The sequence below is a fragment of the Pseudomonas saxonica genome, from assembly GCF_007858365.1.
GTDB classification, from domain to species: domain Bacteria; phylum Pseudomonadota; class Gammaproteobacteria; order Pseudomonadales; family Pseudomonadaceae; genus Aquipseudomonas; species Aquipseudomonas saxonica.
The window spans coordinates 291,895-316,920 of sequence record NZ_VFIO01000002.1; the positions used below are offsets into that span (position 1 = coordinate 291,895).

Here is a 25,026-nt window from a genome sequence, read left to right on the forward strand (position 1 = left end):
AAACCCGGAGTGTCAAATTCAACTGATTCACGGGGGTTTCTGAATTTACGACGGCTGCGCCGCCGGACGCAGCCTCGTACCTCGGCAGCTGCTACGGAACCTGTTGCCCCCAATGCTGGAGCCACACCTTGAAAACGCTGAACGAACTGACCTTCGATAATCGCTTCGCCCGCTTGGGCGACGCGTTCTCGACCCATGTGCTGCCCGAACCTATCGAAGCACCGCGCGTCGTTGTGGCCAGCACCGCCGCCATGGGCCTGATCGATCTCGACCCCGCCGTGGCTCAAGACCCCGTCTTCGCTCAGCTGTTTGGCGGCCATACCCTGTGGGCCGACGCAGAACCCCGCGCCATGGTCTATTCGGGCCATCAGTTCGGCTCTTACAACCCGCGCCTGGGTGATGGCCGAGGCTTGTTGCTGGGCGAGGTCTACAACAACGCCGGCGAGCATTGGGACTTGCACCTCAAGGGTGCCGGCATGACCCCTTACTCGCGCATGGGCGATGGCCGCGCGGTATTGCGCTCTTCTATTCGCGAATTCCTGGCGTCCGAAGCCTTGCACGCGCTGGGCATCCCCAGCAGCCGCGCCTTATGCGTGATCGGCTCAGACACCCCCGTGTGGCGTGAAAAACAAGAACGCGCCGCCATGGTGTTGCGTATGGCCCCGAGCCATATCCGCTTCGGGCATTTCGAATATTTCTACTACACCAAACAACCTGAACAGCAAAAGCAGTTGGGCGAACACGTATTGGCCCTGCACTTTCCCGAATGCCTGGAACAGCCGGAACCCTATCTGGCGATGTTTCGCGAAGTGGTCGAGCGCAACGCTGAACTGATCGCCAAATGGCAGGCCTATGGCTTTTGCCACGGCGTCATGAACACCGACAATATGTCGATTCTGGGCATCACCTTCGACTTCGGCCCGTTCGCCTTTCTGGATGATTTCGATGCCAACTTCGTCTGCAACCACTCCGATCACGAGGGTCGCTATTCATTCAGCAATCAAGTCCCGATTGGTCAATGGAACCTCAGCGCACTGGCCCAGGCACTCACTCCGTTCATCAGCGTAGAGGCCCTGCGAGAAACCCTTGGCCTGTTCCTGCCGCTGTATCAGGCTCATTACCTTGACCTGATGCGCCGCCGGCTGGGCTTGACCACCGCCGAAGACGGTGATCAACAGTTGATCGAAACCCTGTTGCAACGCATGCAAGGCAGCAGCATCGACTACACCTTGTTCTTCCGCCGTCTGGGTGATGAGCCCGCAGCCACCGCCGTGGCGCGATTACGTGACGAATTCGTCGACCTCAAGGGGTTTGATGAGTGGGCTGCGCAGTACCTTGCTCGCGTGGAGCGCGAAGGGGTCAGCGACCAAAACCTGCGACGTGAGCGCATGCACGCCGTCAACCCGCTGTACATCCTGCGCAACTATCTGGCGCAAAAAGCCATTGATGCCGCTGAGGCAGGGGACTACAGCGAAGTGCAACGCTTGCATGATGTGCTGAGCCGACCCTTTACCGAACAACCGGGAATGGAAAATTATGCCGAACGCCCGCCTGAATGGGGCAAACATCTGGAGATTAGTTGTTCTTCATAACCTCACTGCAGCTTATTACCTGTGAGCGCTGTGGATTACTCTACTGCGCTCGCTTAGATATTTTGAAGCCCACCCATTCCCATAGGCTATTAGTAACAACTAAGTTATCGCCATAAAACATACCACTGCGGTAGAACCCTGTTAGAAATGACAGTAGACGCACATTGCTGTAACGCTTACTTTCATTAGGAAGCATTTAGCAATATTTGCACCTCACTCTCATACAGGAAATAAAGCAATGGCAAACTTAGTACTCAATGGCGACTTCTCTTCCAACGGCGACCACTGGACTTATCAATCAACCACTTTTTACAACGGTACGGCAAACGTTACCAACATTGGCCACATCAAACAAACAATCACATTGGATGCCCCACTTAATAAAGGCGACACCGTTCAAATAAAATTCAAAGTTAGCGCCATGTACGGAAGTGCCGTAACGGTGTCTGTGAGTAACGGGTCATACCCAGCTATCACACAAGAAGGCGAGTATGACATTGCAATTACACTCACCAGCGACATGTCAACCAATGAACTGACATTAAAATTCCAGGCATCGAACGCGTTTACGTTAGACAACGTATGGCTAGAGCTTGAAAATAAAGCGTGCACACCAAAAGATGTTATTCAACACGGTGACTTCTCAAGCCCTGTCGAAGCAGGTAAATACTGGACGGGCAACAACACTTCATTTTCTAACGGCAAAGCTAATGTAGCCAACATTGGTCATGTCCAACAGAAAGTCACTTTGGATCGACCGCTGGTGAAGGGCGACATTGTTAAACTCATCTTCACCATCTCGGTCCTCTATGGCGCCGTGACGGTCAGTTTGCATGGCATATCGTACCCATCGTTCACAACGGCGGGCACAAAAGAAATTGCAATGGTTATCCCCACAGATCACACAACCAATGAGATCACCTTGAAGTTCCAAGCGTCTAACGCCTTCGGGCTTGATAACGTCGAAATGATTGTCTGCCTGTAAGCATTTAAATAACATTGATTGAGCCCCCTGTTCAGGCATCTCATCAATCGCCAACTCAATACCTGTATTGAGTTGGCCTTGCTGTTTTAAGGCCGAAACCCTGGAGGCTTATACGTACGCGCACGCACCCCAGAATAGAATGATGCTCGCCATTGGGCGTGAGTAGAAAAGGAGCGGCTCGCTTATACGGCCCCCTTTAGAGTCAGCGGCACAGGACAGAAACTACTGATTGGTGTTTATACGGATATCCCGCTCGACCTCAGTGACATGTTCAAGGCAAATAGCATCATGAATAACACGAGAAGAATTTTTAATTGCGAAGCCGATCATCACACCCACTGCCATCATTATAAAAGAAAACTGTGGCTCCAGGAAAATGGCTACCAGACCCGCCCCCGAGAACCACACAACACTAAAGGGGAGCATAAATTTGCCAACGCGAACTTGATCTTCATGCACCTCAGCCAGACTTGCTTGATCATCGGCCGATGCATTGAGTGTCACCTTGCAATGTTGACACCCAACGGATTTGCCCTCGGCCAATAAATTCACATCCATAAGGCTTATTTCCACCTCAGCTTCACACACGCTACATATAAAAGCTGCGTAGGTGCACTTCGACGCCAACAGCTCTTCGCTCTTTTCATTCACATCACTCATCGGTCACTCCTTGAGATATAACTAAACTGGGCTGTCTTACTCAACGGTTTTGTATGGGCTCGACCTGACACCATTCAATTCAATAATTTGCGCACCCTGATAAAATCTCGAACGTTTATTGCGCCATACGCCACTGACGCCTGTAACGCTTTTTAACTTCAGGCACAAACCGTTTAAGCACAATCTGCAAGGGCGGTCTTTCGGCCTCCATTCGCGTGACAAAGAACATGACCAGGCAAAAGGACAACCACATCCATTTTCCCGATGGATCACCCGTCAACATATAACCGGATGCAGTGGTTAGCCAAGGCCCGCCAACCCCCCATAAACACTGATCGCGCACAGTTAATCGACTGATCAAGGCAGACAACAGTTCACGGTCACTGTCATCAATGAAAAGAGGGCAACTGCAAAATATACATTTGAGCACTTCACGATTTTCTAAGCGCTCAAGGTGCTCATAATTAATGCTGAGTTCACGCCCACAGCAATCACACCTAAAGTACCCCTCCTTAAAAAGAGGCGAGACTTTGCGCCCCGCAGGAACTCTCAGATATTCGTACATACGCGAACACACCCGCAGGGCCAGTGACTACTTCGAAAATAAGTGGCGAAAAGAGTAGTGCCAATAAAGTCATGGCAATGTCAGACAAACAACAAGCAACGCGTAAGTTTTTTCGTTAAATAAAGAGGGTTTTTCAAAAAGCTACGACCCGCGCTCTTCCTGCCCGATTGACCCTCACGCAGTCAGCCCCTATCCTCGCCAGCGTCACGACACATTCGTGACCCGGTTTGACGGTCGGGCTCTTCATAGTGGAACGCATGGTCTAAAAATTCGTTCGTGCACGCTCGTGCCCGCATGAATGTTATGGCGGCTGTGTGTGGGGCATCTTCGGGTGCGCCGGGTTCCACTATGACCGGTCCGTCAACCTGCACACAGTTGCCACCTCATGTTTGACGGCGAGCGGTGGTGACTTCTACTTCATAGCGGAGTTTTCCAATGCCCGATCTAACCCTACAAAACCTCACCCCCTTCGGCCAAAGCTTTACGGGCGAACCCTTGTTCAGCGTTAACCCCGGTATCCCGATCAAGCTTGCGCTTGAGCTAAGCGCACAACTACTCGGCAGCGCAGCGGTATTGAGCGCAGAAAGCCAGCTCGCCTCCCCTCAAACCAGTCACAGCTTGACCTTCGCCAGCCTGCAGCTGGTTGAAATGAGTAAAGGGTTGATCGATGCCATGCTGGACAGCGTGGTGCAGGCTCAAAGCGTTAAATAAACATATCCACAGGTACGTTGAAGTAATCGGCCAGCCAGCGAATTTGCCGTACGTTGAGCTGGCGTTTTCCGCTGAGAATTTCGGACACTACAGACTGAGTGCCAACACCCGGCAGATCACTTTGGGTCAAGCCATGCTCTTGCATCACTGAACGCAGTACATCGACACCACTGGCCTTGGGCATCGGATGATGCGCCAGGTCATAGGCCTCAACCCAGTCGCCAATAATGTCCACCAGCCCCATTAATGGATGGATTTCGTCATCGCCTATCAGGTCGGTCAGTTCATCAAGGACGACGACCAGCGCGTCGTAATCCGCCTCGGTTTTGGGTTTGCGCAGCAGCGGCGCTACAAATGGCCAGTGCTGTATAGCCTGTTCAATCTGTAAATTCATGAGGTCATCCCTTCCATTTGCCCCTTGTAGATTAGACTCTAGGGTTAGATATCGCAATTCGCGATATTTACCTCTGACCTAAGTGTTTTAAATTCTGGCTTAACAGCCTAGCGACGGCGTTTGGCATAAGCGCCAGCCATGTATGAACAGATGCGTCACGCATCAGTGGCAGGTTGCGTAATGATCTGCTGAACTGCACGCCATATAGAAACCGCTTTGATGGAGTGCGCCATGACCGACCCGCTGCTGATCCCCTGCCCCCACTGCAACGGCCTGAACCGAATTCCTGCCGAGCGCGTGGGCGATCACCCCAAGTGCGGGCGCTGCAAAAACGAGGTGTTGCTGGCCAAGCCGTTTGATATGCGGCAAACCGACTACGCCAGTCAAATCAAGGGCGACCTGCCGTTGTTGCTGGACGTGTGGGCCGAGTGGTGCGGGCCGTGCAAGGCGTTTGCGCCGGTGTTTGAGCAAGCTGCCAGCCAGTTACTGGGCAAATGCCGGCTGGCCAAGCTGGACAGTGAAGCCAATCAGCAATTGGCAACCCAACTGGGGATTCGCTCAATCCCCAGTTTGATTCTGTTCAAAAACGGCAAGGAGATCGCTCGCCAAAGTGGCGCATTCCCGTTGCAGCAACTCAAGGCATGGCTGCAAAGCCACGGCGTGCAGGCTTAAGCGTTCTGATCCAGGTAGTCGTGTAACTCAACAAATTGTTGCGTCAGCTTGTGCCGCGGGTCGAAATACACCAGCGGCTGGCTGGCTTGGTGGGACTCGCGCATTTTCACCGAGCTGCTGAGGTACACAGGCAAGACCGGCAACCCTTCGTTGATCAGTTCGTCCAGCATTTGCTGCGGCAGGCTGGCCCGCGACTGGAACTGGTTAACCACTATGCCCTCAACCACCAGGTTTTCATTGTGGTCTTCTTTCAGCTCTTCGATTTCAGCCAGCAGGCCATACAGCGCTTGGCGCGAGAAACTGTCGCAATCAAAGGGAATCAATACACGATCGCAGGCAATCAACGCCGATACCGCATAAAAGTTCAGCGCGGGCGGTGTATCGACGTAAATCCGGTCGTAATCTTCAGCCAGTTCATCCAGTAACTTACGCAGCTTGTTGATCTTGTGCTTGGCCTCAAGTTTGGGCTGCAGGTCCGCCAACTCGGCGGTGGCCGTGATGATGTGTAAGTTCTCGTAGGGGGTTTCGTAAATATCGACTCGATTCTTCTTGGAACCCACACTCGCCGACAGGCTGTGTTTAAAGAAATCGGCAATCCCCATCGGGATCTCGTCGCCGGTCAGGCCGGTGAGGTATTGGGTGGAGTTGGCCTGGGCGTCCAGGTCTACCAAGAGGGTTCGATACCCCTCACTGGCGCTGACCGCAGCCAGATTGCAAGCGATGCTGGACTTGCCCACACCGCCTTTTTGATTGAACACCACGCGCCGCATTTCAAGACCTCCGTGTATCAATGAGTGCCCGAGTGTAGATGCCATTTGTGAAGCTTCGCTACCTTGCCCCGAAATGAACTACAGCTCTAGAGAACATATCGTCATTTTGGAAGTCATAAAGGCTACCCTGTAGCCCAATACTGGCAAAATGACAGCTATTGCGTTCAGTCTCGTTTAAAAATCAGTATTAAACGGTAACGAGATGTTTGCTACGAGCCAACCGCACCGGGATAATGCCGGCACTTTTCAGGGTGCCGCCCTGGGTCCAGTGCCTGGATCGCGGCCTACCGCCACATCAAGGAAGCCCGCAAGGGCGGGATAACACTCCAGTGATTACCTTTAATATTGCCGCATGGCGCGCCTGGGCTCCGGGCCTCGAAAGCGTGGCCGCTTGGCAGGCCTGGAGCCAGCAACCCCGCCTACTCCCCGCCAGTGACAACGCCCCGGACGTGTCGTTTTTACCGGCGATGCAGCGCCGCCGCCTCAGCCGGTTGGCGCGCATGGCGTTTAGCGTCGGCTGGCCGCTAGCAGAAGGCCATGAAGCGTTGCCGCTGGTGTTTATTTCCCGTCACGGCGAAACACCGCGCACGTTCGACATCCTCAGCGATCTGGCCGCCGATCAGCCTTTGTCACCCACCCAATTCAGCCTTTCGGTGCATAACGCGGTAATCGGCCTATGGTCGATCATGCGCGGCGAAACCAGCGAAATGACAGCCCTCGCTGCGGCGGGGGATGGCCTGGAACACGGTCTGATCGAAGCCTGCGCCCTGCTCAACGAGGGCGCGCCCGCTGTGCTGCTGGTGATCACCGAAGAACAGCCCCCTCACGCATATGCCCGCTGGGTCGATGATGTGCCCTTCCCTTACGCCGTGGGCCTGTTATTGACGCCCGGCACACAGTGGCAGCTGTCACTGAGTACAGGCTTGGGCGATGCGGCCAAAACCCCATGGCCTCACGCGTTGCAGTTGGTGCGTCATCTGCTCGATGAGCAAACGTGCTTTCAACACGCCTGGAAACACCGCGTCTGGAACTGGCAACGCAGTGGTGAGTAATCGCCGCGACGCTTACTACTGGCGCCTGATCGCCACCGGGCTGAGTTTTGTGCTGTTCGGCTTCGGTGGACTGTGCCTGCGGCTTATCGTTTTTCCGGTGCTGGGGTGCTTGCCGGGGGGCGCCGTTCGCCGGCGCGAGCGGGCCAGAGCCACGGTCAGTCGCTTGTTCTGGCTATTTATTCGCAGCATGGCGCGCATGGGCGTGCTCACCTATGAGGTACAAGGTGCTGAACGCCTGGGGCGCCCCGGTCAAATGATCATCGCCAACCACCCGTCACTGATCGATGTGGTGTTTTTGATTGGTCTGGTGCGCAACGCCAATTGCGTGGTCAAACAAAGCCTTTGGCAAAACCCGTTCACTCGCAGCCCCGTGCGTGCCACGCAATACATCAGCAATGACGGCAGCGTCGATATGCTCGACACCGCAGCTGGCGCCCTGCGCGAAGGCCAGACGCTGATCATTTTCCCTGAAGGCACCCGCACACAACCGGGGCTAGCGCCTGCCTTTCATCGCGGCGCGGCCTCCATTGCTCTGCGCGGTGCGAAGATTCTCACCCCGGTTGTGATCAAGGTCAGCCCTACCACGCTGACCAAAGCCGAACCCTGGTACCGCATTCCCGATCGTCGCGTGCACTTCAGTTTTCAGGTCGGCGCCGATATAGATCCAAACACCTTTACCGCGCTTGGCCCGCCGCCCAAAGCTTCGCGCCTGCTCAATGACTTCGTGCATGACTACTTTATTAAGGAACTCGCCACAGATGAGCGATCTGAACACGCAAATCAAACAACTGATCATTGACGCCCTGGGCCTTGAAGACATCAGCGTCAATGACATTGACGACCAGCAAACCCTGTTTGGTGAAGGCTTGGGGCTGGACTCGGTCGACGCGCTTGAGTTGGGCCTGGCCATCCAGAAAACCTACGGCATCAAAATAGACGCCGACGCTAAAGACACCCGCAATCACTTTTCCAACGTGGCCAGCCTTGCGGCTTTCGTCACGGCCAAACAGGCAGCCTGAGACCGAACCATGCAAACCCGTGACGACATTTTCAACACCCTGCGTACCGCACTGGTCGAGCTCTTCGAGCTGGAACCCGAGCGCGTCACCCTCGACGCCAACCTGTATCAAGATCTGGAAATCGACAGCATCGACGCTGTAGACCTGATCGACCATATCAAACGTAAAACCGGCAAGAAAATCGCCGCTGAAGAATTCAAATCGGTGCGTACCGTCAATGATGTGGTGGAGGCGGTCTACCGTCTGGTTCATCCCGTCGAATGAGCCGACTGATCAGCCTTGGCCTGTTATTGGCCGGCGTGCTGTACCCCTTTGCGGTGTATTTCGGCATGGCCCATTTTGCGCCGTGGCAATTCGCGCTGCTGCTCGGCGGCCTGTGGCTGGCCCGCGCCCTGACGGGCGAGCGACGTCCCGGTGGCCTGTGGATGGCGGTGGTCGCGCTGGTGTTTTGCGGGCTATTGGCAGTGTTCAACAGCCCCGCTTTGCTGCGTTGGTACCCGGTGCTGATCAGCGGCTTCATGCTGTGTCTGTTCGGCCTTAGCCTGCGTTTAGGCCCGCCGATCATTGAGCGCCTGGCACGCTTGCGCGAGCCGGTGCTGCCCGACATTGCGATTGTTTATACACGGCAGGTGACCAAAGTCTGGTGCCTGTTTTTCCTGCTCAACGGGCTGGTCGCGGCCAGCTTGACCCTATGGGCACCGCTGAGTTGGTGGACGCTGTACAACGGCCTGATCGCCTACGGGTTGATGGGGCTGCTGTTTGCCATTGAATGGCTGATACGGCAACAGGTAAGAGGCCGGGCATGAATTGGATAAAACTTGAGCACCTGGTGCTGAAAGGGCACGCAGACCGCCCAGTGACATTTGATCCGGTACTGGATCACCGTCAGCTGTGCGAACAGGCTCTGTGTCTGGCAGGCGGCCTGCATCGGCGCAAAATACAACAGGTGGCCATCCACCTGGATGACGCCGCTGAGCTGGCGATTGCCTTGCTGGGCGCCTGGCGAGCCGGTGTCAGCGTGCTATTGCCCGCCGACCTGCAAGCACAAACCCGCCAACGCTGGGACGCGCAGGTTGACCTGTGGATAACGTCAACGGTTGAACTGGAGGCGCTGTACGAAGCGCCACTGGGTGGCGCAGAGCTGGATCTGGACAGCTGCCACCTGAGCCTGTGTACGTCCGGTTCCAGCGGCGAGCCCAAGCGCATCGACAAAACCCTGCGCCAGATGGCCAATGAAGTTCAAGCATTGGAACAGCTGTGGGGGGCTGAACTGGGTTCTGCCTGCATCATCGCCAGCGTGGCGGCGCAGCACATATACGGGCTGTTGTTCCGCGTGTTGTGGCCGCTGTGTGCGGGCCGCAGTTTTGTGCGCAACCAATTGGCCTTCCCTGAAGACATGCAGCGTGTCAGCCGTGAACACCATTCATTTGCGTGGGTCGCAAGCCCTGCCATGCTCAAGCGAATGGCTGACAACCTCGACTGGTCAGCCTTGAGTGCCGTGCAACGTGTGTTTTCCTCCGGCGGCGCGTTACCTCCCGAGGCGGCACAGGCTTTACACACCCGTTTGGGGCAATGGCCGACTGAAATTTTCGGCAGCTCCGAAACCGGTGGCATTGCCTGGCGCCAGGGGCACAACCTGTGGCAGCCCTTTGCCGATGTGCAGCTGAGCCAAAGCGAAGACGGCGCCCTGCGTATCGCCTCTGCCTATTTGCCTGTCGGTCATGTTGAGCTCACAGCAGATGCTGCCCGTATTGAGGCTGACGGGCGCTTCGAGTTACTCGGGCGCCTTGACCGTATCGTCAAACTGGAAGAAAAACGCATCTCCCTGCCGATGCTGGAACTCGCGCTGGCCAACCACCCATGGGTGGCCGAAGCCCGATTGGGCGTTGTTCATGAAAACCGTGCCTCGCTGGGCGCGCTGCTCGTGCTCAGCGACAGCGGTCTGTTTGCCCTGCGCGAGCACGGTCGCCGGGCGCTGACTCAAGCCTTGCGCCAGCATTTGAGCGAACACTGCGAAGCCTTGGCCTTGCCACGTCGCTGGCGCTTGCTGCGCTGTTTGCCGCTTAACAGCCAGGGCAAGCTGCCTCAGGCGCAGGTCGATGCCTTACTGCTCGCACCACGGCCCAAACAGCCCGAAGTGATGAGCCAGCGTGAAGACCAGGGCCAATGGACGCTCAACCTGTCGATCCCGCCGGATCTGGCCTATTTCAGTGGCCACTTCCCCAAAACCCCGGTATTGCCGGGCGTGGTGCAAGTGGAATGGGCAATGGCTCTGGGCCAACAGTGGCTCGACCTGCCGCCGCGTTTTGCCGGGATGGAAGTGCTCAAGTTTCAGCAATTGGTACGTCCCGGCGACGCCATTGAACTGACCCTGCGCTTTGACCGCGAGCGCAGCAAGTTGCACTTCGCTTATCGCAACGCCACGGCGTCGTGCGCCAGCGGCCGTATCGTGCTGGAGGCTCGCTGTGGATAACATTCACCACCTACCCGTAGCAGCTGCCGAAGGCTGCGTTCGGTTGCGAAGCAATCGTGTACCGACTTGCACGACTTCCCTGATAAACCGAGGCGCCGGACTTTACGGCGGCTACGCCCCCGAACGCAGCCTTCGGCAGCTGCTACGCAACGTTCGTAACAGCCTGAAGGGCTCTGCCCATGCATAACCCTTGCGCTGTCATCCCGGTGTACAACCATGAAACCGCTGTGCCGGCCGTGGTCGATGCCCTGCTCGCCGCGGGCTTGCCTTGCGTGTTGGTGGACGACGCCAGCAGCCCCGCCTGCGCAGCGGTCCTCGAACAGTTGGCTCAGGGCGAAAACATCCACCTCATCCGTCTGGCCGTCAATCAGGGCAAGGGTGGCGCGGTCATGGCCGGGCTGCGCGAAGCCGCGCGCCTGGGCTTTACCCACGCACTGCAAGTGGACGCCGACGGTCAACACGACTTGCGCGACGTTGCCACCTTTATCCAGGTGTCGCAGCACCACCCCGAGGCGCTGGTGTGCGGCTATCCGCAGTACGACGCCAGCGTGCCAAAAGGTCGTTTATATGCCCGTTACCTGACCCACGTGTGGGTGTGGATCAACAGCCTGTCGTTGCAGATTCCCGACTCCATGTGCGGCTTTCGCGTGTACCCGCTGGCGCCGACGCTGGCGCTGATCAACTCGGTCACGCTGGGCAAACGCATGGATTTCGACCCCGAAATTCTGGTGCGACTGACCTGGCGCAACCAGCCCATGCGCTGGCTGCCAACCCGCGTTCATTACCCGCAGGACGGCCTCTCGCATTTTCGTCTATGGCATGACAACGCGCTGATCAGCAGCATGCACACCAAGCTGTTCTTCGGCATGTTGGTGCGTCTGCCCGCCATTCTCTGGAGGCGCTGGCAGGCATGAGCGAACCTCGACAACATTGGGCCAATCACAAGGAACGCGGCAGTTTGCGGCTGATGCAACTCACTGCATTCGGCGTCAAATTACTCGGACGGCGCCTGCTCAGCCCGGTGCTGTACGGCATCGTGCTGTACTTCTTTGTCTTCGGTGGCCGTGCCCGGCGCAGCATTGGGCAGTATCAGCAACGGTTGGCCGACTGGAGCGGGCAAAGCGCCCTGCGCCCGACCCGCCGCCGGGTATTCAGCCAGTTCATGGCCTTTGCCGACGCCTTGCTCGACAAGCTCGACGTGTGGAACGGCCGCCTCAAGATCGAAGACATCGACATCATCGACCCGGCCCTGCTGCGCAATCACTTACGCGCTGAGCGCGGGCAGATGCTGGTGGGTGCTCATCTGGGCAATCTTGAGGTGTGCCGCGCCCTCGCCGAGCTGGGCGAAAAAGTCACCATGAACGTGCTGGTTCACACCAAACACGCTGAACAATTCAATCGCCTGCTGGGCGAAGCCGGGGCCAGCCATTTACGCCTGATTCAAGTCAGCGAGCTCAACCCCGCCGTCATGCTGCAACTCAACCAGCGCCTGGAAAACGGCGAGTGGCTGGCGATTGCCGGTGACCGCGTGCCCCTGCAAGGTGGGCGTCAGGTGCGAGTCGATTTTCTCGGCCAGCCAGCCGCCTTTCCGCAAGGCCCGTGGCTGTTGGCCGGGCTACTCAAGTGCCCGGTCAATCTGTTGTTTTGTCTGAAACGCGAAGGTCGTTACCGAGTCATCCTCGAACCCTTCGCAGAGGCCGTCGTGTGGCGGCGCAGCGACCGCGAACAGGTCATTGCCCATTGGGCTGGCCGCTACGCCGAACGGCTCGGGCATTACTGCCTTGAAGCGCCGCAACAATGGTTTAACTTTTACCCTTTCTGGAAGACCGATGACGACGCATCCGCATGAGCCAGTAACCTTCGGCCAACTCCCGCTGCGCATTGAAGACGTGCTGGCGCTGGCCAATCGTCAAGCACCGACCCATCTGCAAGACGACGCCGAGTACCGCGAGCGCATTGCCAAGGGCGCGCGCTTCCTCGACTCGTTGCTGGACAAAGAAGGCGTGATCTACGGCGTGACTACGGGTTACGGCGACTCGTGCGTGGTGGCGGTGCCTTTGGAGCACGTCGAAGCCCTGCCGCGTCACCTGTATACGTTCCACGGTTGCGGGCTGGGCAAGTTGCTCGACGCGCAAGCCACCCGCGCCGTGCTTGCCGCGCGCTTGCAGTCGCTGTGCCACGGTGTGTCGGGGGTGCGTATCGAGTTGCTGGAGCGCCTGCACGCCTTCATCGCCCATGACGTGCTGCCGTTGATTCCCGAAGAGGGCTCGGTCGGCGCCAGCGGCGACCTGACACCGCTGTCGTACGTAGCCGCAACCTTGGCTGGCGAGCGTGAAGTGTTGTTTAACGGTGAGCGCCGCAGTTCGGCAGACGTACACCGCGAACTGGGCTGGACGCCGCTGGTACTCAGGCCCAAGGAAGCGCTGGCGCTGATGAACGGCACCGCTGTAATGACCGGCCTCGCCTGCCTGGCGTACGCCCGCGCCGACTACCTGCTCAAACTCGCCACCCGCATCACCGCGCTCAACGTCGTGGCGCTGCAAGGCAACCCCGAACATTTCGACGAGCGCCTGTTCGCGGCCAAGCCGCATCCGGGGCAAATGCAGGTGGCCGCCTGGCTGCGTCAAGATCTGGCCATCGACGCCCCGACGGCGCCGCTGCATCGGCTGCAAGACCGTTACTCGTTGCGCTGCGCCCCCCACGTACTGGGCGTGCTGGCTGACAGCTTGAATTGGCTGCGCGGGTTTATCGAGATCGAACTCAACAGCGCCAACGACAACCCGATCATCGACGCCGAAGAAGAGCGCGTGCTGCATGGCGGGCACTTCTACGGAGGCCATATCGCCTTTGCGATGGACAGCCTCAAGACCCTGGTGGCCAACGTCGCCGACCTGCTGGACCGCCAGCTCGCCCTGCTGGTGGACGTGCGTTACAACCACGGCCTGCCGAGTAACCTGTCGGGCGCCAGCGCCGAGCGTGCGATGCTCAACCACGGGTTTAAAGCCGTGCAGATTGGCACCAGCGCCTGGACCGCCGAGGCACTGAAAAACACCATGCCGGCCAGCGTGTTCTCGCGCTCTACCGAGTGCCACAACCAGGACAAAGTGAGCATGGGCACCATCGCCGCCCGTGATGCAATCCGCGTACTGGAGTTGACCGAACAAGTGGCCGCCGCGACCTTGCTGGCCGCCAACCAAGGCGTGTGGCTGCGCAGCCGCACCGAAGATGCCCGCCCGCTGCCGCCTGCACTGGCGCTGATGCACGCTGAACTGGCCAAAGACTTCCCGCCCGTGGTGGAAGACCGGGCGCTGGAAGCCGAACTGCGCCTGTGCTTGAGCCGCATCGCCCAACAACACTGGAGGCTGCATGCGTAGCAAAGGCGTAATGCACGTTGATACCGAGGTGTTGGTGCCGTTTTTCGACATCGACACCCTGCACGTGGTGTGGCACGGGCATTACGTCAAATACCTCGAAGTGGCGCGTTGCGCGCTGCTCGACCACATCGGCCACAACTACACCCACATGCTTGAAGCCGGTTATGCGTGGCCGGTGATCGACATGCAGTTGCGCTATGTACGTGGGGCCACCTTTGGCCAGCGCATCAACGTGCGTGCCAGTCTGGTGGAGTGGGAGAACCGCTTGAAGATTAATTACCTGATTACGGATGCGGTCACGGGTGAGCGTTTGACTCGGGCGGTAACGGTGCAGGTGGCGGTTGAAATTGAGAGCCGCGAGATGCAATTGGTCTCGCCTGCGTGTTTTGTTCAAGCTGTTGAACGGGTGCTGTCATGAGTGTCTTTTTTAGATCAAAAGCCCCTCACCCTAGCCCTCTCCCAGAGGGAGAGGGGACTGAGCGCGGCGCGCATCGGCCCCCTGAGGGTAAAGCCCGCACACGTCTCGCAGCCCTGTTCACCGCACTGCTGGCGTTCACCCCTCTGGCCCACGCCTTCGACCTGCAACAGCTCAGCGAACAACTGGCCAAACCCCAGGTCATCCACGGCGATTTCGTTCAGGAAAAACACCTGCGCGCCCTGCCTCTACCGCTCACCAGCACCGGCACCTTTGTCCTGGCCAAAGACCACGGCCTGCTCTGGCAACTGAAAACCCCGTTGCAACAGGATTACCGCATCACTGCCCAAGGCATTGCCCGACGCAACGGCACCCAGTGGCAAATGCTCCCCGGCAAAAGCGCCGGGGCCGAACAAAACCGTTTATTCCTCGCCGTGCTACAAGGCGACAGCAGCGGCCTGCAACGGGATTTCGACCTGAAACTGCAAGGTGAACCCACCCGTTGGACGCTCACCCTGACCCCACGGTCCTTGCTGCTCAAGCAAGTGTTCAACCAGATCAACATCGAAGGCGGTGAGCTGGTTCAACGCATTGAACTGCAAGAAACCCAAGGGGACAGCACGCTGCTCAAACTGCAAAACAGCGTCAGCAACACGCCTTTGAGCGACGCGGAGCAACACGATTTTGCGCAGTGAACGCTGGCTGCCACGGGCTTTTTTGATGCTGCTGCTGGCCGTGTTGGCGCTGGCCGGCTGGCAATGGCGTCACGGTGCGCCACTGTCCGCCAACTTGATGGAGCTGGTGCCCGGTGACTCGCCTGACGCGCTGGAGCTCAGCGCTGAAGAGCGCATGCAAGAACCCCTGAACCGCGAAATGCTGGTACTGGTGGGCAGCGCGGATCGTCAACAGGCCATCGCCACCGCTCAACAACTGGGCGAGCAGTGGCAAACCAGCGGCCTGTTTGAAAAGGTCCAATGGAACCTGCAAGCCGACTTGCCCGCCCTGCGCGAACAATTGCTGCGCGGGCGTTTGGCCATGCTCTCGGGCGCCGATCGCACACAGTTGATCGAACACCCCGAGGCCTTTATCCAGCAGCGGGTGCAAGCCCTGTTTGATCCCTTTACCGGGTTCAGTCTGGTGCCGAGTCAGGACGATTGGCTGGGCCTGACCGGGCGCATTCAAAACAGCCAGCCGCAACGCGGCGCTGTGCAACTGGACATTGGCAGCGGCGCCTTGATCGCTGAAGCGGATGGCAAAAACTGGGTGCTATTGCGCGCCCGCACTCAAGGCAATGCGTTCGATATGAAGCTGCCGCTGCGGGTCGCCGAGCTGCTTGAGCAAAGCCGCGAGCAGGTGGCTCAAAACGACGTGCAGTTACTTGCCGCCAGCGGCCTGCTGTACGCCGCCAGCGGGCAGCAACAAGCCACCCGCGAAATCACCTGGGTGGGCGGCGGCGCCACCGTGGGCATTCTGCTGCTGCTACTGCTGGCCTTTCGCCGCTGGCGCGTACTGCTGGCCTTTGTTCCGGTACTGGTGGGCATGCTGTTTGGCGCTGTCGCCTGTGTCGCGTTGTTTGGCCGCATGCACGTCATGACGCTGGTGCTGGGTTCCAGCCTGATTGGCGTCGCGGTGGATTACCCGCTGCACTACCTGTCCAAAAGCTGGAGCCTGAAACCTTGGCGCAGTTGGCCGGCATTGCGTCTGACCTTGCCGGGTTTGAGTCTGAGCCTGGCTACCAGCTGCATCGGTTATCTGGCGCTGGCCTTCACGCCGTTTCCGGCCCTGACCCAAATCGCCATTTTCTCCGCTGCCGGATTGATCGGTGCTTACTTAAGCGCCGTGTGCCTGTTGCCAGCGCTGCTCAAAAACGTCGAATTGCGCCCGGCGCAATGGCCACTTCGCTTTGCGCAACGCTTGCTTGATGTACGCGCAGCCCTGCTGGAAAAAATTCCGACACCGGTGTTGCTGCTAATGCTGCTGGCCTTCTGCGCAGCCGGCCTGTGGCAACTCACCAGCAAGAATGACATCCGCCAATGGGTCGGCGCGCCACCGCAGTTGATGAGCGAAGCGCAGGCCATTGCGCGCATCACCGGCTATCAACCCACCAGTCAGTTCTTTCTGGTGCGCGCCGACAATGAGCAACAGTTGCTGGAGCGCCAAAGCGCCCTGAGCCAGCGTCTTGAACCGTTAATCGGCACAGGCAAGTTGCAGGGCTTTTTGGCCCTGAACCAGTTAGTCAGCCAGCCCGGCGAGCAACAACAACTGCGCGCCGCACTCAACGCGCTGCCTCAACACTGGCAGCCGCTGTTAGCCGTGGGGGTGCCTGAAAGCGCTTTGCAAAACGAGCTGACGCAATTGCTAGCCTTGCCCGATCAATCAATCGACGACGCTTTGAAAGGCCCCTTGGCCGAACCCTGGCGAGCGCTTTGGCTGGGCAAAAACCCCGAAGGCGTGGCCGCAATGGTCAGCCTGCAAGGCTTGAATGACGCCAGCCTGTTACGCGCGCAGGCGCAGGACTTGCCTGGCGTTACGCTGGTGGATCGCCTGGGCGACTTGAACAAGGTCTTTGCGGCCACACAAATCAGCGCCGCTGAGTTGAAACTGTTGTCGTGCGCACTGATCGTTGTGCTGTTGATTGCCCCATTCGGCTTCGGCGGTGCGTTGCGTATCGTGGCACTACCGTTGCTGGCCGCCTTGTGCAGCCTTGCCAGCCTGGGTTGGCTGGGTCAGCCACTGACGTTGTTCAGCCTGTTCGGGTTGTTGCTGGTCACGGCAATCAGCGTCGATTACGCGATCTTGATGCGCGAGCAAATCGGCGGCGCAGCCGTCAGTTTACTGGGCACCTTGCTGGCCGCGTTGACCACATGGCTATCGTTTGGCTTGCTGGCGGTGTCGAGCACACCCGCCGTGAGCAACTTCGGGCTGTCAGTGAGCCTGGGCCTGGCGTTCAGTTTTATCCTCGCCCCATGGGCCGGTAAACAGGCGCACACCGCATGCTGACCGTCGTGTTCTGGCTGCTGATCATGGCCCTGTTTGCCGTTGCAACCCACGTGGGCCGGCGCTTTCGCATGATCCCGATTGTCAGCCAGTTGTTGTTGGCGTCTATCGGGCTGCCGTTGTTGATGCTGTTCTGGATCGAGCCGCACTGGCAACTCAACGGCGCCCAACTGGTGGCGCCGGTTTGGCTCAAAAGCCTGTACGGCCTGAGTTTCGCCCTGCTGTTGGGCACCATTTTAAGCGACGTGATCGATCTTCAACTGGACCGTCAAAGCCTGAAAATTGCCCTGCCCAGTTTTGCCGTGCCCTTCACCTGCGGGCTGGCCTGCGCGGTCTGGGTGCTGCCGGAGCAACCCTGGCTCAGCTCGCTGGCCGTCGGGCTGGTGTTTGCGATTACCGCCATCCCGGTGCTGTACCTGTACCTGCACCATATCGATTACCCGCCGGCTGCCACCCGGCGCCTGGTGCAAAGTGCGATTGTGATCGACCTGACCTGCTGGAGCCTGTTCGGCCTGGCCCAAGGCAGTCTGGACCTCAGCAGCGTGCTGCTGCCGCTGGCAGGGGCCATGCTGCCGCTGCTGATGCGCGCCCTGCGCATTCGCCACCCGCTGTGCTACAGCCTGAGTTTTTTCGCGTTGTTGGTGGCGGCCGAACACTACCGCCTCAATGCGCTGATTTTCGGTGTCGGCTATCTGGTCTGCATGGCATGGCTCAAGGTGCCGCTGGTGATGCCGTTAAAGGGTGTGTGGCTTGAACGTGTGCAAACCACACTGGCGATCCCGCTGATCCTGACCTTCGGCATTGTGCAAATCGATGTGCACAGCGCCCTGAACCAGATCAGCCCGCTGCAACTGGCGGCCCTGTTGCTGCTGCCAATGGCCAGCAAGGTGCTGGGCAACTGGGTGGGCTTGAACTGGGCTACACCCTCGTTTGTAGGCGCCAGCCAATGGCGTGAAAGCCTGTTACTGAACATTCGCGGGCTGAGTGAGATCGTCTTCCTCAACCTGCTGTTGCAACAACACCTGATCAGCCCTGCGCTGTACGTCGCGCTGATGCTGATGAGCCTGATAGCCACGCTGTTACCGGCGCTGGCAGGCATGAGTAAACCCCCTTTGAAGTCTGCCGTAGTACCCGGCAAGGAGCGCCTGTGTCAGGAATAGAAATGGAACGTCGTCAGGTGGTCGTGATTGGTGCAGGGCCCTCGGGCGCCATCGCTTCGGCCTTGCTTAAACGCAACGGCCACGATGTGCTGGTCATTGAGCGCCAGCACTTCCCGCGTTTTTCCATTGGCGAGAGCCTGTTGTCCCATTGCCTCGATTTCGTCGAAGAAGCCGGCATGCTGCCAGCCGTGCAAGCCGCCGGGTTCCAGCTGAAAAACGGCGCAGCCTTCGCGTGGGGCGAGCAGTACAGCGCCTTCGATTTTGGCGACACGTTCAGCAACGGCAAGCCCACTACCTTTCAAGTGCAACGCGCCACGTTCGATAAGTTGCTGGCGGATCAGGCAGCCCTGCAAGGGGTAGAAATCCGCTACGGCGAAAGCGTTATCAGCGCCTGCATTGATGGCGCCCGGCCCCTGCTGGAAATTGAACGCGAAGACGGCAGCCGCTATCGCATCGAAACGACCTTTATGCTCGACGCCAGCGGTTATGGGCGTGTGCTGCCGCGCCTGCTTGACCTCGAAGCACCCTCGAACTTCCCGCTACGCAAGGCGGTGTTCACCCACGTCGAAGACCGCATCGACTGCCCGAGCTTTGATCGCAACAAGATCCTCGTCACCACTCACCCGACCCAACGCGATATCTGGTTCTGGAGCATCCCGTTCAGCAACGGGCGCACCTCGGTGGGCGTGGTGGCCGCGGCAGAACACTTTGCCGGGCGCAGTGAGCACCTCGACGACTGCCTGCGCAGTTTTATCAACGAGACCCCCAGCTTGCAGCGGGTACTGGCCAATGCCGTATGGGACACACCTGCGCGCACGATGGGTGGCTACTCGGCCAACGTCAAAACCCTGCACGGCCCCGGTTTTGCCCTGTTGGGCAATGCCGCCGAGTTTCTCGACCCCGTGTTTTCCTCGGGTGTGACCATTGCCATGCGCTCGGCCAGCATGGCCGCTGGCGTGTTGCACCGCCAACTGCAAGGTGAGGCCGTGAACTGGCAAACCGAGTTCGCCGACCCGCTCAAGCGCGGGGTCGACACTTTCCGCTGTTACGTCGAAGGCTGGTACGCCGGCACTTTTCAGGACGTGATTTACCACCCCGGCAGCTCGCCGCAGATTCGCCGCATGATCAGTTCGATACTGGCAGGGTATGCCTGGGATCAAAACAATCCCTTTGTCAGTGAACCCAAGCGCCGTCTGCGCATGCTCTCGGACATCTGCGCCACGGAGACCGCATGAAACCTCTGAGCGACACCTACGTTGAAGAAACCCGTTTCGGCTTTTGGTTTTTACGTAGCCACACTTGGCAACACCACGTACTGCGAGTGGCCATCAACGATCTGCGCAGCCTGTTCAGTCAGCCGCTGCCGAACGCGCCGGTGATTCTCGATGCGGGTTGTGGTCAGGGAAAATCGTTCCAGTACCTGCAAAAAACCTTCGCCCCGCAGCGCTTGATCGGTCTTGATGCCGACCCGCTGAGCCTGCAAATGAGTCGTGAAGAGGCCGAGCGTCAGGGCATCGACATCGAGCTGATCGGCAGCGATTGCGCCGAGCTGGAGGTACCGGACGCCAGCGTTGACCTCCTGTTCTGCCACCAGACCTTCCACCATTTGGTGCAGCAGGACAGGGCGCTGGCCGAGTTCTATCGCGTGCTCAAGCCGGGCGGCTATTTGCTGTTTGCCGAATCCACCGAAGCCTATATCGACACCTGGGTGATTCGCTGGTTGTTCCGCCACCCCATGCACGTGCAAAAAAGCGCAGCGCAGTACCTTGAAATGATCCGTGATCAGGGCTTTGAATTTGAGGCGCAGAACGTCTCGTACCCGTACCTGTGGTGGAGTCGCTCCAAAGATTTCGGCCTGCTGGAACGCACAGGCCTGTTCAAGCCAAAACCGGTCGGCCAGCGCGAAGAAACGCTGGTCAACGTCGTGGCGCGCAAACCTTTAAATGGCCTACCGCAATGATGAATACGACTCCTGTAGCCGCTGGCGCAGGCTGCGCTGGCGTGCGCCGCAGGCCTGTTGTTCTGAAGGCCCTGCGGGCCTTATCGCAACCTGGCGGCAGCGGCTACAGATTTCGCGCTTTGTTAGTGTTCTTTGTAGTTGCCTTGTTCAGCGGCTGCACCAGCCTGCCCTTGCCCAAGCACACGCCCACACTGGCGTTACCGATGCAATTGCATATCCTGCGCGAGCAGGCTGAACAGCGCCAGGACTGGTTATTGGTGATTCAGCAACAAGACGCCGGACTGCGCTGGTCGTTGATGGACCCGCTGGGCATTCCGCTGGCGCGTCAGCTGCTGCAAGACGGTCGCTGGCACGCCGACGGCCTGTTGCCACCCAACCCCGAAGCCCGCGAGTTGTTTGCCGCGTTGTTGTTTGCACTGACGCCGCAGGAACAGCTGAAGGCGAATTATCCACAGGCCAACGCCGAAGCAGACCTGCGGTTTCTGGCGCAGCGCTGGCAGGTGCAGTACCAGCAGCCGTCGGTCTTTCGCATTGATATGAAAGGCGACCTGCACTACCGCGTCAGCCCCCTGGAGGTGACGCCATGACTGCTTATCTAAATGCCTTGGGAGTGATTTGCTCACTCGGGCGTGGCCCAGACGAAGTGGCGCGCACTCTATTTGCCGGCGACTGCTCGGGCATGCAGCGCGAAAGCGGCTGGGTGCCCGACCGCTCGCTCACGGTCGGCGCTGTTAAAGGCAATTTGGCGGCAATTCCAGCTGAACTCCAGCAACAAAAAAGCCGCAATAATCAGTTGCTGCTCGAAGCTGCCTTGCAGATACGCGACGACATCGACCACGCCATTGAGCGCTACGGCCGTGAACGTATCGCCGTTGTCCTGGGCACCAGCACCTCGGGCATTGATGAAGCCAGCCGCGGTATTGCCCATTACTTGCAGGCACAGCAGTTCCCGGCAGAATACGATTATCAACAACAAGAACTCAGCGCCCCAGCCACTTTTCTCGCGGACTGGCTGAACATTGGCGGCCCCGCCTATGTCATTTCCACCGCCTGCACCTCCAGCGCCCGCGCACTGATGAGCGCTCAACGCCTGCTTGACCTGAACCTGTGCGACGCAGTGCTGTGCGGCGGCGTCGACAGCTTGTGCGGGCTGACGCTCAACGGGTTTAGCGCACTGGACGCGGTGAGCGATGAACGCTGCAAGCCGTTTTCAGTTAACCGCCAGGGCATCAACATTGGCGAAGCGGCGGCGTTGTTCATCATGAGCAAACACCCTGCGGGCACTCAGACCATCGCCCTGCTCGGGGCAGGTGCCAGCAGCGATGCACACCACATTTCCGCCCCTGAACCCAGCGGACGCGGCGCGGCTCAAGCCATGCACAAAGCGTTGAAACGGGCCGGTTTACAGCCCGAAAACATCGGCTACCTGAACCTGCATGGCACCGCCACCCAGCACAACGATGCGATGGAAAGCCACGCGGTCGCGCAGGTCTTCCCTTTGGGCGTACCGTGCTCATCGACCAAGCCCATGACCGGCCACACCCTGGGTGCGGCCGGTGCTCTGGAAGCGGCGTTTTGCTGGCTGAGCCTGACCCATGACAATGCATTGGCACCGCACCTGTGGGATGGCCAGCCCGACCCGGCCTTGCCCGCGTTGCAGTGGGTAATACCCGGCCAAACCCTCGCCGCCTCGCCACAACGCTGCCTGATGAGCAACTCGTTTGCCTTCGGCGGCAATAACGTCAGCCTGATTATTGGAGACGCTCCATGACGGATTGGCCGCTCGCCGAACTGCTGCCCCACGCTGGCGACATGATCCTTATCGATCAGGTGCTGGCGTTTGATGAAGAACAAATTGAAACCCGTCTCACGGTGCAGGGCGGTGGTCTCTTCAACCGCGAAGACGGCAGCCTGCCCGCTTGGGTGGGCGTCGAACTGATGGCACAAAGTGTTGCCGCCTTTGCGGGTTGCCATGCCCGCGTGCAAGGCAATGAAGTGGTACTGGGGTTTTTGCTCGGTACCCGCAAATTTGAATGCAACGTCGAACACTTCCCGCTGGGTGCCGAGTTGCGTATCCATGCGCAGCGCTCGCTCGAAGACGACAACGGCATGGGCGTGTTCGAATGCCACCTCACCGGCCCCGGCATCCATGCCAGCGCCCGCCTGAACGTGTTTCGACCGCCTCAGCCTGAACAGTACCTGACTCAAACAACCGAGGAGACCCGCCATGACTGAGTCCATTTTGGTCACAGGCTCAAGCCGTGGCATTGGCCGCGCTATCGCTTTGCGCCTGGCACAGGCCGGTTTTGATCTGGTGCTGCATTGCCGCAGTGGCCGCCGCGAAGCCGACGCGGTCATGGCCGAGGTTCACGCCTTGGGCCGCAAGGCTCGTGTCTTGCAGTTCGATGTGTCGCAGCGCGACGAATGCAAAGCCATTCTTGAGGCCGACGTAGAACAGCACGGTGCTTATTACGGCGTGGTGCTCAATGCCGGACTGACCCGCGACGGCGCTTTCCCGGCGCTGAGCGAAGACGACTGGGACGTGGTGATGCGCACCAACCTCGACGGTTTTTACAACGTGCTGCACCCGGTGATGATGCCGATGATTCGGCGTCGCGCCGCCGGGCGCATCGTGTGCATAACCTCGGTCTCGGGCCTGATCGGTAATCGCGGCCAGGTGAACTACAGCGCTTCCAAAGCGGGCTTGATCGGCGCAGCCAAAGCCTTGGCCATCGAACTGGGCAAACGCAAAATCACCGTCAACTGCGTCGCCCCGGGGTTGATCGACACCGCGATGCTCGACGAAAACGTTCCCATAGACGACCTGATGAAAATGATCCCGGCTCAACGCATGGGCACCCCGGAAGAAGTCGCCGGGGCCGTTAACTTTTTAATGTCTGCCGAAGCTGGCTACATCACCCGTCAGGTACTGGCCGTAAACGGAGGGCTGTGTTGATGAAGCGCGTTGTCGTCACCGGCATGGCCGGCATTACCTCGCTGGGCAGTGACTGGGCCAGCATCGAAGCGCACTTTGTGGCCGGGCGCAGCGGCATCCGGCGCATGGACGAGTGGGATCGCTTCACCGAACTCAACACGCGACTGGCCGGCCCGATCGATGATTTCGTCGTGCCCAAACACTGGACCCGCAAGCAACTGCGCAGCATGGGCCGGGTGTCGAGGTTGGCCGTGGGCGCCGCGGAGCAAGCCTTGCAGGATGCCGGCTTGCTCGGCAACCCGATCATCCGCGATGGCCGCATGGGTGTGGCCTGCGGCTCATCCACGGGTAGCACCGACGAAATCAAAGCCTTTGGCAATATGCTGCTTAACTCGGTGGCCGATGGCCTTAACGCCAACAGTTACGTGCGCATGATGCCGCACACCACCGCCGCCAATATCAGCATCTTTTTTGGCCTGACCGGGCGTTTGATCCCTACATCCAGCGCATGCACCAGCGGCAGCCAGGGCATTGGTTACGCGTACGAAGCCATCAAATTCGGGCGTTTGCCCCTGATGCTTGCCGGTGGTGCAGAAGAACTGTGCCCCACCGAAGCGATGGTGTTTGACGCGCTCTACGCCACCAGCCTGAAAAACGACGCCCCGCACACCAGCCCACGCCCCTATGACCTGGGCCGTGACGGTCTGGTGATTGGTGAAGGCGGCGGCATGTTAGTGCTTGAAGAACTGGAACATGCACTGGACCGAGGAGCGCACATCCACGCTGAAATCGTCGGCTTTGGCAGCAACGCCGACGGCCAGCACACCACCCGCCCCGAGGTCAGCACCATGCGCCGGGCCATGGAGTTGGCGCTGGAAGACGCGGGTCTTGGCCCGCAGGCCATCGGCTATGTGAACGGCCACGGTACGGCGACCGAACAAGGCGACATTGCCGAGACACTGGCCACCAGCGAGTTGTTTGGCAAAGACATGCCCATCAGTTCGCAGAAAAGCTTTCTGGGCCACACGCTGGGGGCCTGTGGTGCGCTGGAGTCGTGGTTCAGCATCGAAATGATGAACCGTGACCGCTACGTGCCGACCCTCAACCTCGATGAGGTCGATCCCCGCTGCGGCGAACTGGACTACCTGCGTGGCGAGTTCCGGGTGATGCACAACGATTACGTGATGAACAACAACTTTGCCTTTGGCGGGGTCAACACGTCGTTGATCTTCCGTCGCTGGTCGTGATTGACCGTTTAACCCTAACAACGCTGTTCTTACCCAACGTCAAGG

Annotated in this window: 27 protein-coding genes; 24 read left to right on the forward strand and 3 right to left on the reverse strand. The window is 58.9% G+C overall.

Annotated features, from left to right (window positions below; all coding sequences use genetic code 11):
• Nucleotides 1-128 precede the first annotated feature (128 nt).
• Together selO and FJD38_RS08395 are read left to right on the forward strand one after the other, a co-directional pair.
• Entirely contained in the window at nucleotides 129-1,592 is a 1,464-nt protein-coding gene (gene selO, locus FJD38_RS08390) for a protein adenylyltransferase SelO (RefSeq protein WP_146384830.1), read from the forward strand.
• Nucleotides 1,593-1,830: 238 nt separating this feature from the next.
• Complete coding sequence (locus FJD38_RS08395; RefSeq protein WP_146384831.1) at nucleotides 1,831-2,577, forward strand: carbohydrate binding domain-containing protein; 747 nt, start codon at nucleotides 1,831-1,833, stop codon at nucleotides 2,575-2,577.
• A 222-nt stretch (nucleotides 2,578-2,799) separates the two neighbouring features.
• Here the strand turns inward: FJD38_RS08395 and FJD38_RS08400 are convergent, their stop codons facing one another.
• Entirely contained in the window at nucleotides 2,800-3,237 is a 438-nt protein-coding gene (locus FJD38_RS08400; RefSeq protein WP_146384832.1) for a hypothetical protein, read from the reverse strand.
• Nucleotides 3,238-4,237: 1,000 nt separating this feature from the next.
• On the opposite strand from FJD38_RS08400, the gene FJD38_RS08405 reads away from it, so the two are divergent.
• Nucleotides 4,238-4,513 (forward strand): DUF3077 domain-containing protein, encoded by a 276-nt coding sequence (locus tag FJD38_RS08405; protein WP_146384833.1) that lies wholly within the window; start codon nucleotides 4,238-4,240, stop codon nucleotides 4,511-4,513.
• On the opposite strand, the gene FJD38_RS08410 is transcribed toward FJD38_RS08405, so the two are convergent.
• The gene (locus FJD38_RS08410; RefSeq protein WP_146384834.1) at nucleotides 4,506-4,907 is read right to left on the reverse strand and encodes a helix-turn-helix domain-containing protein; all 402 of its coding nucleotides are present in this window, start codon (nucleotides 4,905-4,907) and stop codon (nucleotides 4,506-4,508) included. The two genes, FJD38_RS08405 and FJD38_RS08410, sit on opposite strands and share 8 nt — an antisense overlap.
• 231 nt (nucleotides 4,908-5,138) lie before the next feature.
• On the opposite strand from FJD38_RS08410, the gene trxC reads away from it, so the two are divergent.
• On the forward strand, nucleotides 5,139-5,579 hold the full coding sequence (gene trxC, locus FJD38_RS08415; RefSeq protein WP_146384835.1) for a thioredoxin TrxC: 441 nt from the start codon (nucleotides 5,139-5,141) through the stop codon (nucleotides 5,577-5,579).
• On the opposite strand, the gene FJD38_RS08420 is transcribed toward trxC, so the two are convergent.
• Complete coding sequence (locus FJD38_RS08420; RefSeq protein ID WP_122785153.1) at nucleotides 5,576-6,349, reverse strand: ParA family protein; 774 nt, start codon at nucleotides 6,347-6,349, stop codon at nucleotides 5,576-5,578. The two genes, trxC and FJD38_RS08420, sit on opposite strands and share 4 nt — an antisense overlap.
• 329 nt (nucleotides 6,350-6,678) lie before the next feature.
• Here FJD38_RS08420 and FJD38_RS08425 point away from each other — a divergent pair, with 329 nt between their 5' ends.
• From FJD38_RS08425 to FJD38_RS08520, 20 genes are all read left to right on the forward strand, one after another.
• The gene (locus FJD38_RS08425) at nucleotides 6,679-7,401 is read left to right on the forward strand and encodes a beta-ketoacyl synthase chain length factor (protein ID WP_146384836.1); all 723 of its coding nucleotides are present in this window, start codon (nucleotides 6,679-6,681) and stop codon (nucleotides 7,399-7,401) included.
• Nucleotides 7,334-8,200: a lysophospholipid acyltransferase family protein gene (locus tag FJD38_RS08430; protein WP_208727506.1), complete on the forward strand. Its 867-nt coding sequence runs from the start codon at nucleotides 7,334-7,336 to the stop codon at nucleotides 8,198-8,200. Before FJD38_RS08425 ends, FJD38_RS08430 begins: the two co-directional genes overlap by 68 nt.
• A complete protein-coding gene (locus FJD38_RS08435) occupies nucleotides 8,160-8,420 on the forward strand; it encodes a phosphopantetheine-binding protein (RefSeq protein ID WP_122785155.1) in 261 nt (86 codons plus the stop codon). The genes FJD38_RS08430 and FJD38_RS08435 overlap by 41 nt, the downstream gene beginning before the upstream one ends.
• A gap of 9 nt (nucleotides 8,421-8,429) precedes the next feature.
• Nucleotides 8,430-8,684 carry an acyl carrier protein gene (locus FJD38_RS08440; protein WP_122785156.1) on the forward strand — a complete coding sequence of 85 codons (255 nt, stop codon included), beginning with the start codon at nucleotides 8,430-8,432 and terminating at the stop codon, nucleotides 8,682-8,684.
• Nucleotides 8,681-9,226, forward strand: a complete 546-nt coding sequence (locus tag FJD38_RS08445; RefSeq protein ID WP_122785157.1) for a COG4648 family protein — start codon at nucleotides 8,681-8,683, stop codon at nucleotides 9,224-9,226. Before FJD38_RS08440 ends, FJD38_RS08445 begins: the two co-directional genes overlap by 4 nt.
• On the forward strand, nucleotides 9,223-10,893 hold the full coding sequence (locus tag FJD38_RS08450; protein ID WP_146384837.1) for an acyl-CoA synthetase family protein: 1,671 nt from the start codon (nucleotides 9,223-9,225) through the stop codon (nucleotides 10,891-10,893). Before FJD38_RS08445 ends, FJD38_RS08450 begins: the two co-directional genes overlap by 4 nt.
• A 179-nt stretch (nucleotides 10,894-11,072) precedes the next feature.
• Nucleotides 11,073-11,807: a glycosyltransferase family 2 protein gene (locus FJD38_RS08455; protein WP_122785159.1), complete on the forward strand. Its 735-nt coding sequence runs from the start codon at nucleotides 11,073-11,075 to the stop codon at nucleotides 11,805-11,807.
• The gene (locus FJD38_RS08460; RefSeq protein ID WP_122785160.1) at nucleotides 11,804-12,742 is read left to right on the forward strand and encodes an LpxL/LpxP family acyltransferase; all 939 of its coding nucleotides are present in this window, start codon (nucleotides 11,804-11,806) and stop codon (nucleotides 12,740-12,742) included. The genes FJD38_RS08455 and FJD38_RS08460 overlap by 4 nt, the downstream gene beginning before the upstream one ends.
• On the forward strand, nucleotides 12,723-14,267 hold the full coding sequence (locus FJD38_RS08465) for an HAL/PAL/TAL family ammonia-lyase (RefSeq protein ID WP_146384838.1): 1,545 nt from the start codon (nucleotides 12,723-12,725) through the stop codon (nucleotides 14,265-14,267). Before FJD38_RS08460 ends, FJD38_RS08465 begins: the two co-directional genes overlap by 20 nt.
• Nucleotides 14,260-14,685 carry an acyl-CoA thioesterase gene (locus tag FJD38_RS08470; RefSeq protein ID WP_122785162.1) on the forward strand — a complete coding sequence of 142 codons (426 nt, stop codon included), beginning with the start codon at nucleotides 14,260-14,262 and terminating at the stop codon, nucleotides 14,683-14,685. The genes FJD38_RS08465 and FJD38_RS08470 overlap by 8 nt, the downstream gene beginning before the upstream one ends.
• Nucleotides 14,682-15,377, forward strand: coding sequence for an outer membrane lipoprotein carrier protein LolA (locus tag FJD38_RS08475; protein ID WP_244302707.1), 696 nt, complete (start codon nucleotides 14,682-14,684; stop codon nucleotides 15,375-15,377). The genes FJD38_RS08470 and FJD38_RS08475 overlap by 4 nt, the downstream gene beginning before the upstream one ends.
• The gene (locus FJD38_RS08480) at nucleotides 15,367-17,682 is read left to right on the forward strand and encodes an MMPL family transporter (RefSeq protein ID WP_146384840.1); all 2,316 of its coding nucleotides are present in this window, start codon (nucleotides 15,367-15,369) and stop codon (nucleotides 17,680-17,682) included. The genes FJD38_RS08475 and FJD38_RS08480 overlap by 11 nt, the downstream gene beginning before the upstream one ends.
• The gene (locus tag FJD38_RS08485) at nucleotides 17,676-18,839 is read left to right on the forward strand and encodes a cation:proton antiporter (RefSeq protein WP_146384842.1); all 1,164 of its coding nucleotides are present in this window, start codon (nucleotides 17,676-17,678) and stop codon (nucleotides 18,837-18,839) included. The genes FJD38_RS08480 and FJD38_RS08485 overlap by 7 nt, the downstream gene beginning before the upstream one ends.
• Nucleotides 18,827-20,074 (forward strand): NAD(P)/FAD-dependent oxidoreductase, encoded by a 1,248-nt coding sequence (locus FJD38_RS08490; protein WP_146384844.1) that lies wholly within the window; start codon nucleotides 18,827-18,829, stop codon nucleotides 20,072-20,074. The genes FJD38_RS08485 and FJD38_RS08490 overlap by 13 nt, the downstream gene beginning before the upstream one ends.
• Complete coding sequence (locus tag FJD38_RS08495; RefSeq protein WP_122785166.1) at nucleotides 20,071-20,799, forward strand: class I SAM-dependent methyltransferase; 729 nt, start codon at nucleotides 20,071-20,073, stop codon at nucleotides 20,797-20,799. The genes FJD38_RS08490 and FJD38_RS08495 overlap by 4 nt, the downstream gene beginning before the upstream one ends.
• A 125-nt stretch (nucleotides 20,800-20,924) precedes the next feature.
• Nucleotides 20,925-21,386: a DUF3261 domain-containing protein gene (locus FJD38_RS08500; RefSeq protein ID WP_122785389.1), complete on the forward strand. Its 462-nt coding sequence runs from the start codon at nucleotides 20,925-20,927 to the stop codon at nucleotides 21,384-21,386.
• Nucleotides 21,383-22,570: a beta-ketoacyl-[acyl-carrier-protein] synthase family protein gene (locus FJD38_RS08505; RefSeq protein ID WP_146384846.1), complete on the forward strand. Its 1,188-nt coding sequence runs from the start codon at nucleotides 21,383-21,385 to the stop codon at nucleotides 22,568-22,570. The genes FJD38_RS08500 and FJD38_RS08505 overlap by 4 nt, the downstream gene beginning before the upstream one ends.
• A complete protein-coding gene (locus tag FJD38_RS08510; protein WP_146384848.1) occupies nucleotides 22,567-23,034 on the forward strand; it encodes a hotdog family protein in 468 nt (155 codons plus the stop codon). Before FJD38_RS08505 ends, FJD38_RS08510 begins: the two co-directional genes overlap by 4 nt.
• Nucleotides 23,027-23,755: a 3-oxoacyl-ACP reductase FabG gene (fabG, locus tag FJD38_RS08515; protein WP_122785169.1), complete on the forward strand. Its 729-nt coding sequence runs from the start codon at nucleotides 23,027-23,029 to the stop codon at nucleotides 23,753-23,755. Before FJD38_RS08510 ends, fabG begins: the two co-directional genes overlap by 8 nt.
• Nucleotides 23,755-24,981 carry a beta-ketoacyl-ACP synthase gene (locus FJD38_RS08520; protein WP_146384850.1) on the forward strand — a complete coding sequence of 409 codons (1,227 nt, stop codon included), beginning with the start codon at nucleotides 23,755-23,757 and terminating at the stop codon, nucleotides 24,979-24,981. The genes fabG and FJD38_RS08520 overlap by 1 nt, the downstream gene beginning before the upstream one ends.
• Nucleotides 24,982-25,026: the final 45 nt, after the last annotated feature.

Bases quoted from the DNA above. Each gene is read 5' to 3' on its own strand.
- FJD38_RS08475 (WP_244302707.1), top strand. From the start codon at position 14,682: ATGAGTGTCTTTTTTAGATCAAAAGCCCCTCACCCTAGCCCTCTCCCA.
- FJD38_RS08435 (WP_122785155.1), top strand. From the start codon at position 8,160: ATGAGCGATCTGAACACGCAAATCAAACAACTGATCATTGACGCCCTG.
- FJD38_RS08485 (WP_146384842.1), top strand. From the start codon at position 17,676: ATGCTGACCGTCGTGTTCTGGCTGCTGATCATGGCCCTGTTTGCCGTT.
- FJD38_RS08420 (WP_122785153.1), bottom strand. From the start codon at position 6,349: ATGCGGCGCGTGGTGTTCAATCAAAAAGGCGGTGTGGGCAAGTCCAGC.
- FJD38_RS08470 (WP_122785162.1), top strand. From the start codon at position 14,260: ATGCGTAGCAAAGGCGTAATGCACGTTGATACCGAGGTGTTGGTGCCG.
- FJD38_RS08405 (WP_146384833.1), top strand. From the start codon at position 4,238: ATGCCCGATCTAACCCTACAAAACCTCACCCCCTTCGGCCAAAGCTTT.
- FJD38_RS08400 (WP_146384832.1), bottom strand. From the start codon at position 3,237: ATGAGTGATGTGAATGAAAAGAGCGAAGAGCTGTTGGCGTCGAAGTGC.
- FJD38_RS08455 (WP_122785159.1), top strand. From the start codon at position 11,073: ATGCATAACCCTTGCGCTGTCATCCCGGTGTACAACCATGAAACCGCT.
- FJD38_RS08510 (WP_146384848.1), top strand. From the start codon at position 22,567: ATGACGGATTGGCCGCTCGCCGAACTGCTGCCCCACGCTGGCGACATG.
- trxC (WP_146384835.1), top strand. From the start codon at position 5,139: ATGACCGACCCGCTGCTGATCCCCTGCCCCCACTGCAACGGCCTGAAC.
- FJD38_RS08410 (WP_146384834.1), bottom strand. From the start codon at position 4,907: ATGAATTTACAGATTGAACAGGCTATACAGCACTGGCCATTTGTAGCG.
- FJD38_RS08495 (WP_122785166.1), top strand. From the start codon at position 20,071: ATGAAACCTCTGAGCGACACCTACGTTGAAGAAACCCGTTTCGGCTTT.
- FJD38_RS08465 (WP_146384838.1), top strand. From the start codon at position 12,723: ATGACGACGCATCCGCATGAGCCAGTAACCTTCGGCCAACTCCCGCTG.
- fabG (WP_122785169.1), top strand. From the start codon at position 23,027: ATGACTGAGTCCATTTTGGTCACAGGCTCAAGCCGTGGCATTGGCCGC.
- FJD38_RS08440 (WP_122785156.1), top strand. From the start codon at position 8,430: ATGCAAACCCGTGACGACATTTTCAACACCCTGCGTACCGCACTGGTC.
- FJD38_RS08395 (WP_146384831.1), top strand. From the start codon at position 1,831: ATGGCAAACTTAGTACTCAATGGCGACTTCTCTTCCAACGGCGACCAC.
- FJD38_RS08505 (WP_146384846.1), top strand. From the start codon at position 21,383: ATGACTGCTTATCTAAATGCCTTGGGAGTGATTTGCTCACTCGGGCGT.
- FJD38_RS08450 (WP_146384837.1), top strand. From the start codon at position 9,223: ATGAATTGGATAAAACTTGAGCACCTGGTGCTGAAAGGGCACGCAGAC.
- FJD38_RS08430 (WP_208727506.1), top strand. From the start codon at position 7,334: ATGAGCAAACGTGCTTTCAACACGCCTGGAAACACCGCGTCTGGAACT.
- FJD38_RS08460 (WP_122785160.1), top strand. From the start codon at position 11,804: ATGAGCGAACCTCGACAACATTGGGCCAATCACAAGGAACGCGGCAGT.
- FJD38_RS08520 (WP_146384850.1), top strand. From the start codon at position 23,755: ATGAAGCGCGTTGTCGTCACCGGCATGGCCGGCATTACCTCGCTGGGC.
- FJD38_RS08445 (WP_122785157.1), top strand. From the start codon at position 8,681: ATGAGCCGACTGATCAGCCTTGGCCTGTTATTGGCCGGCGTGCTGTAC.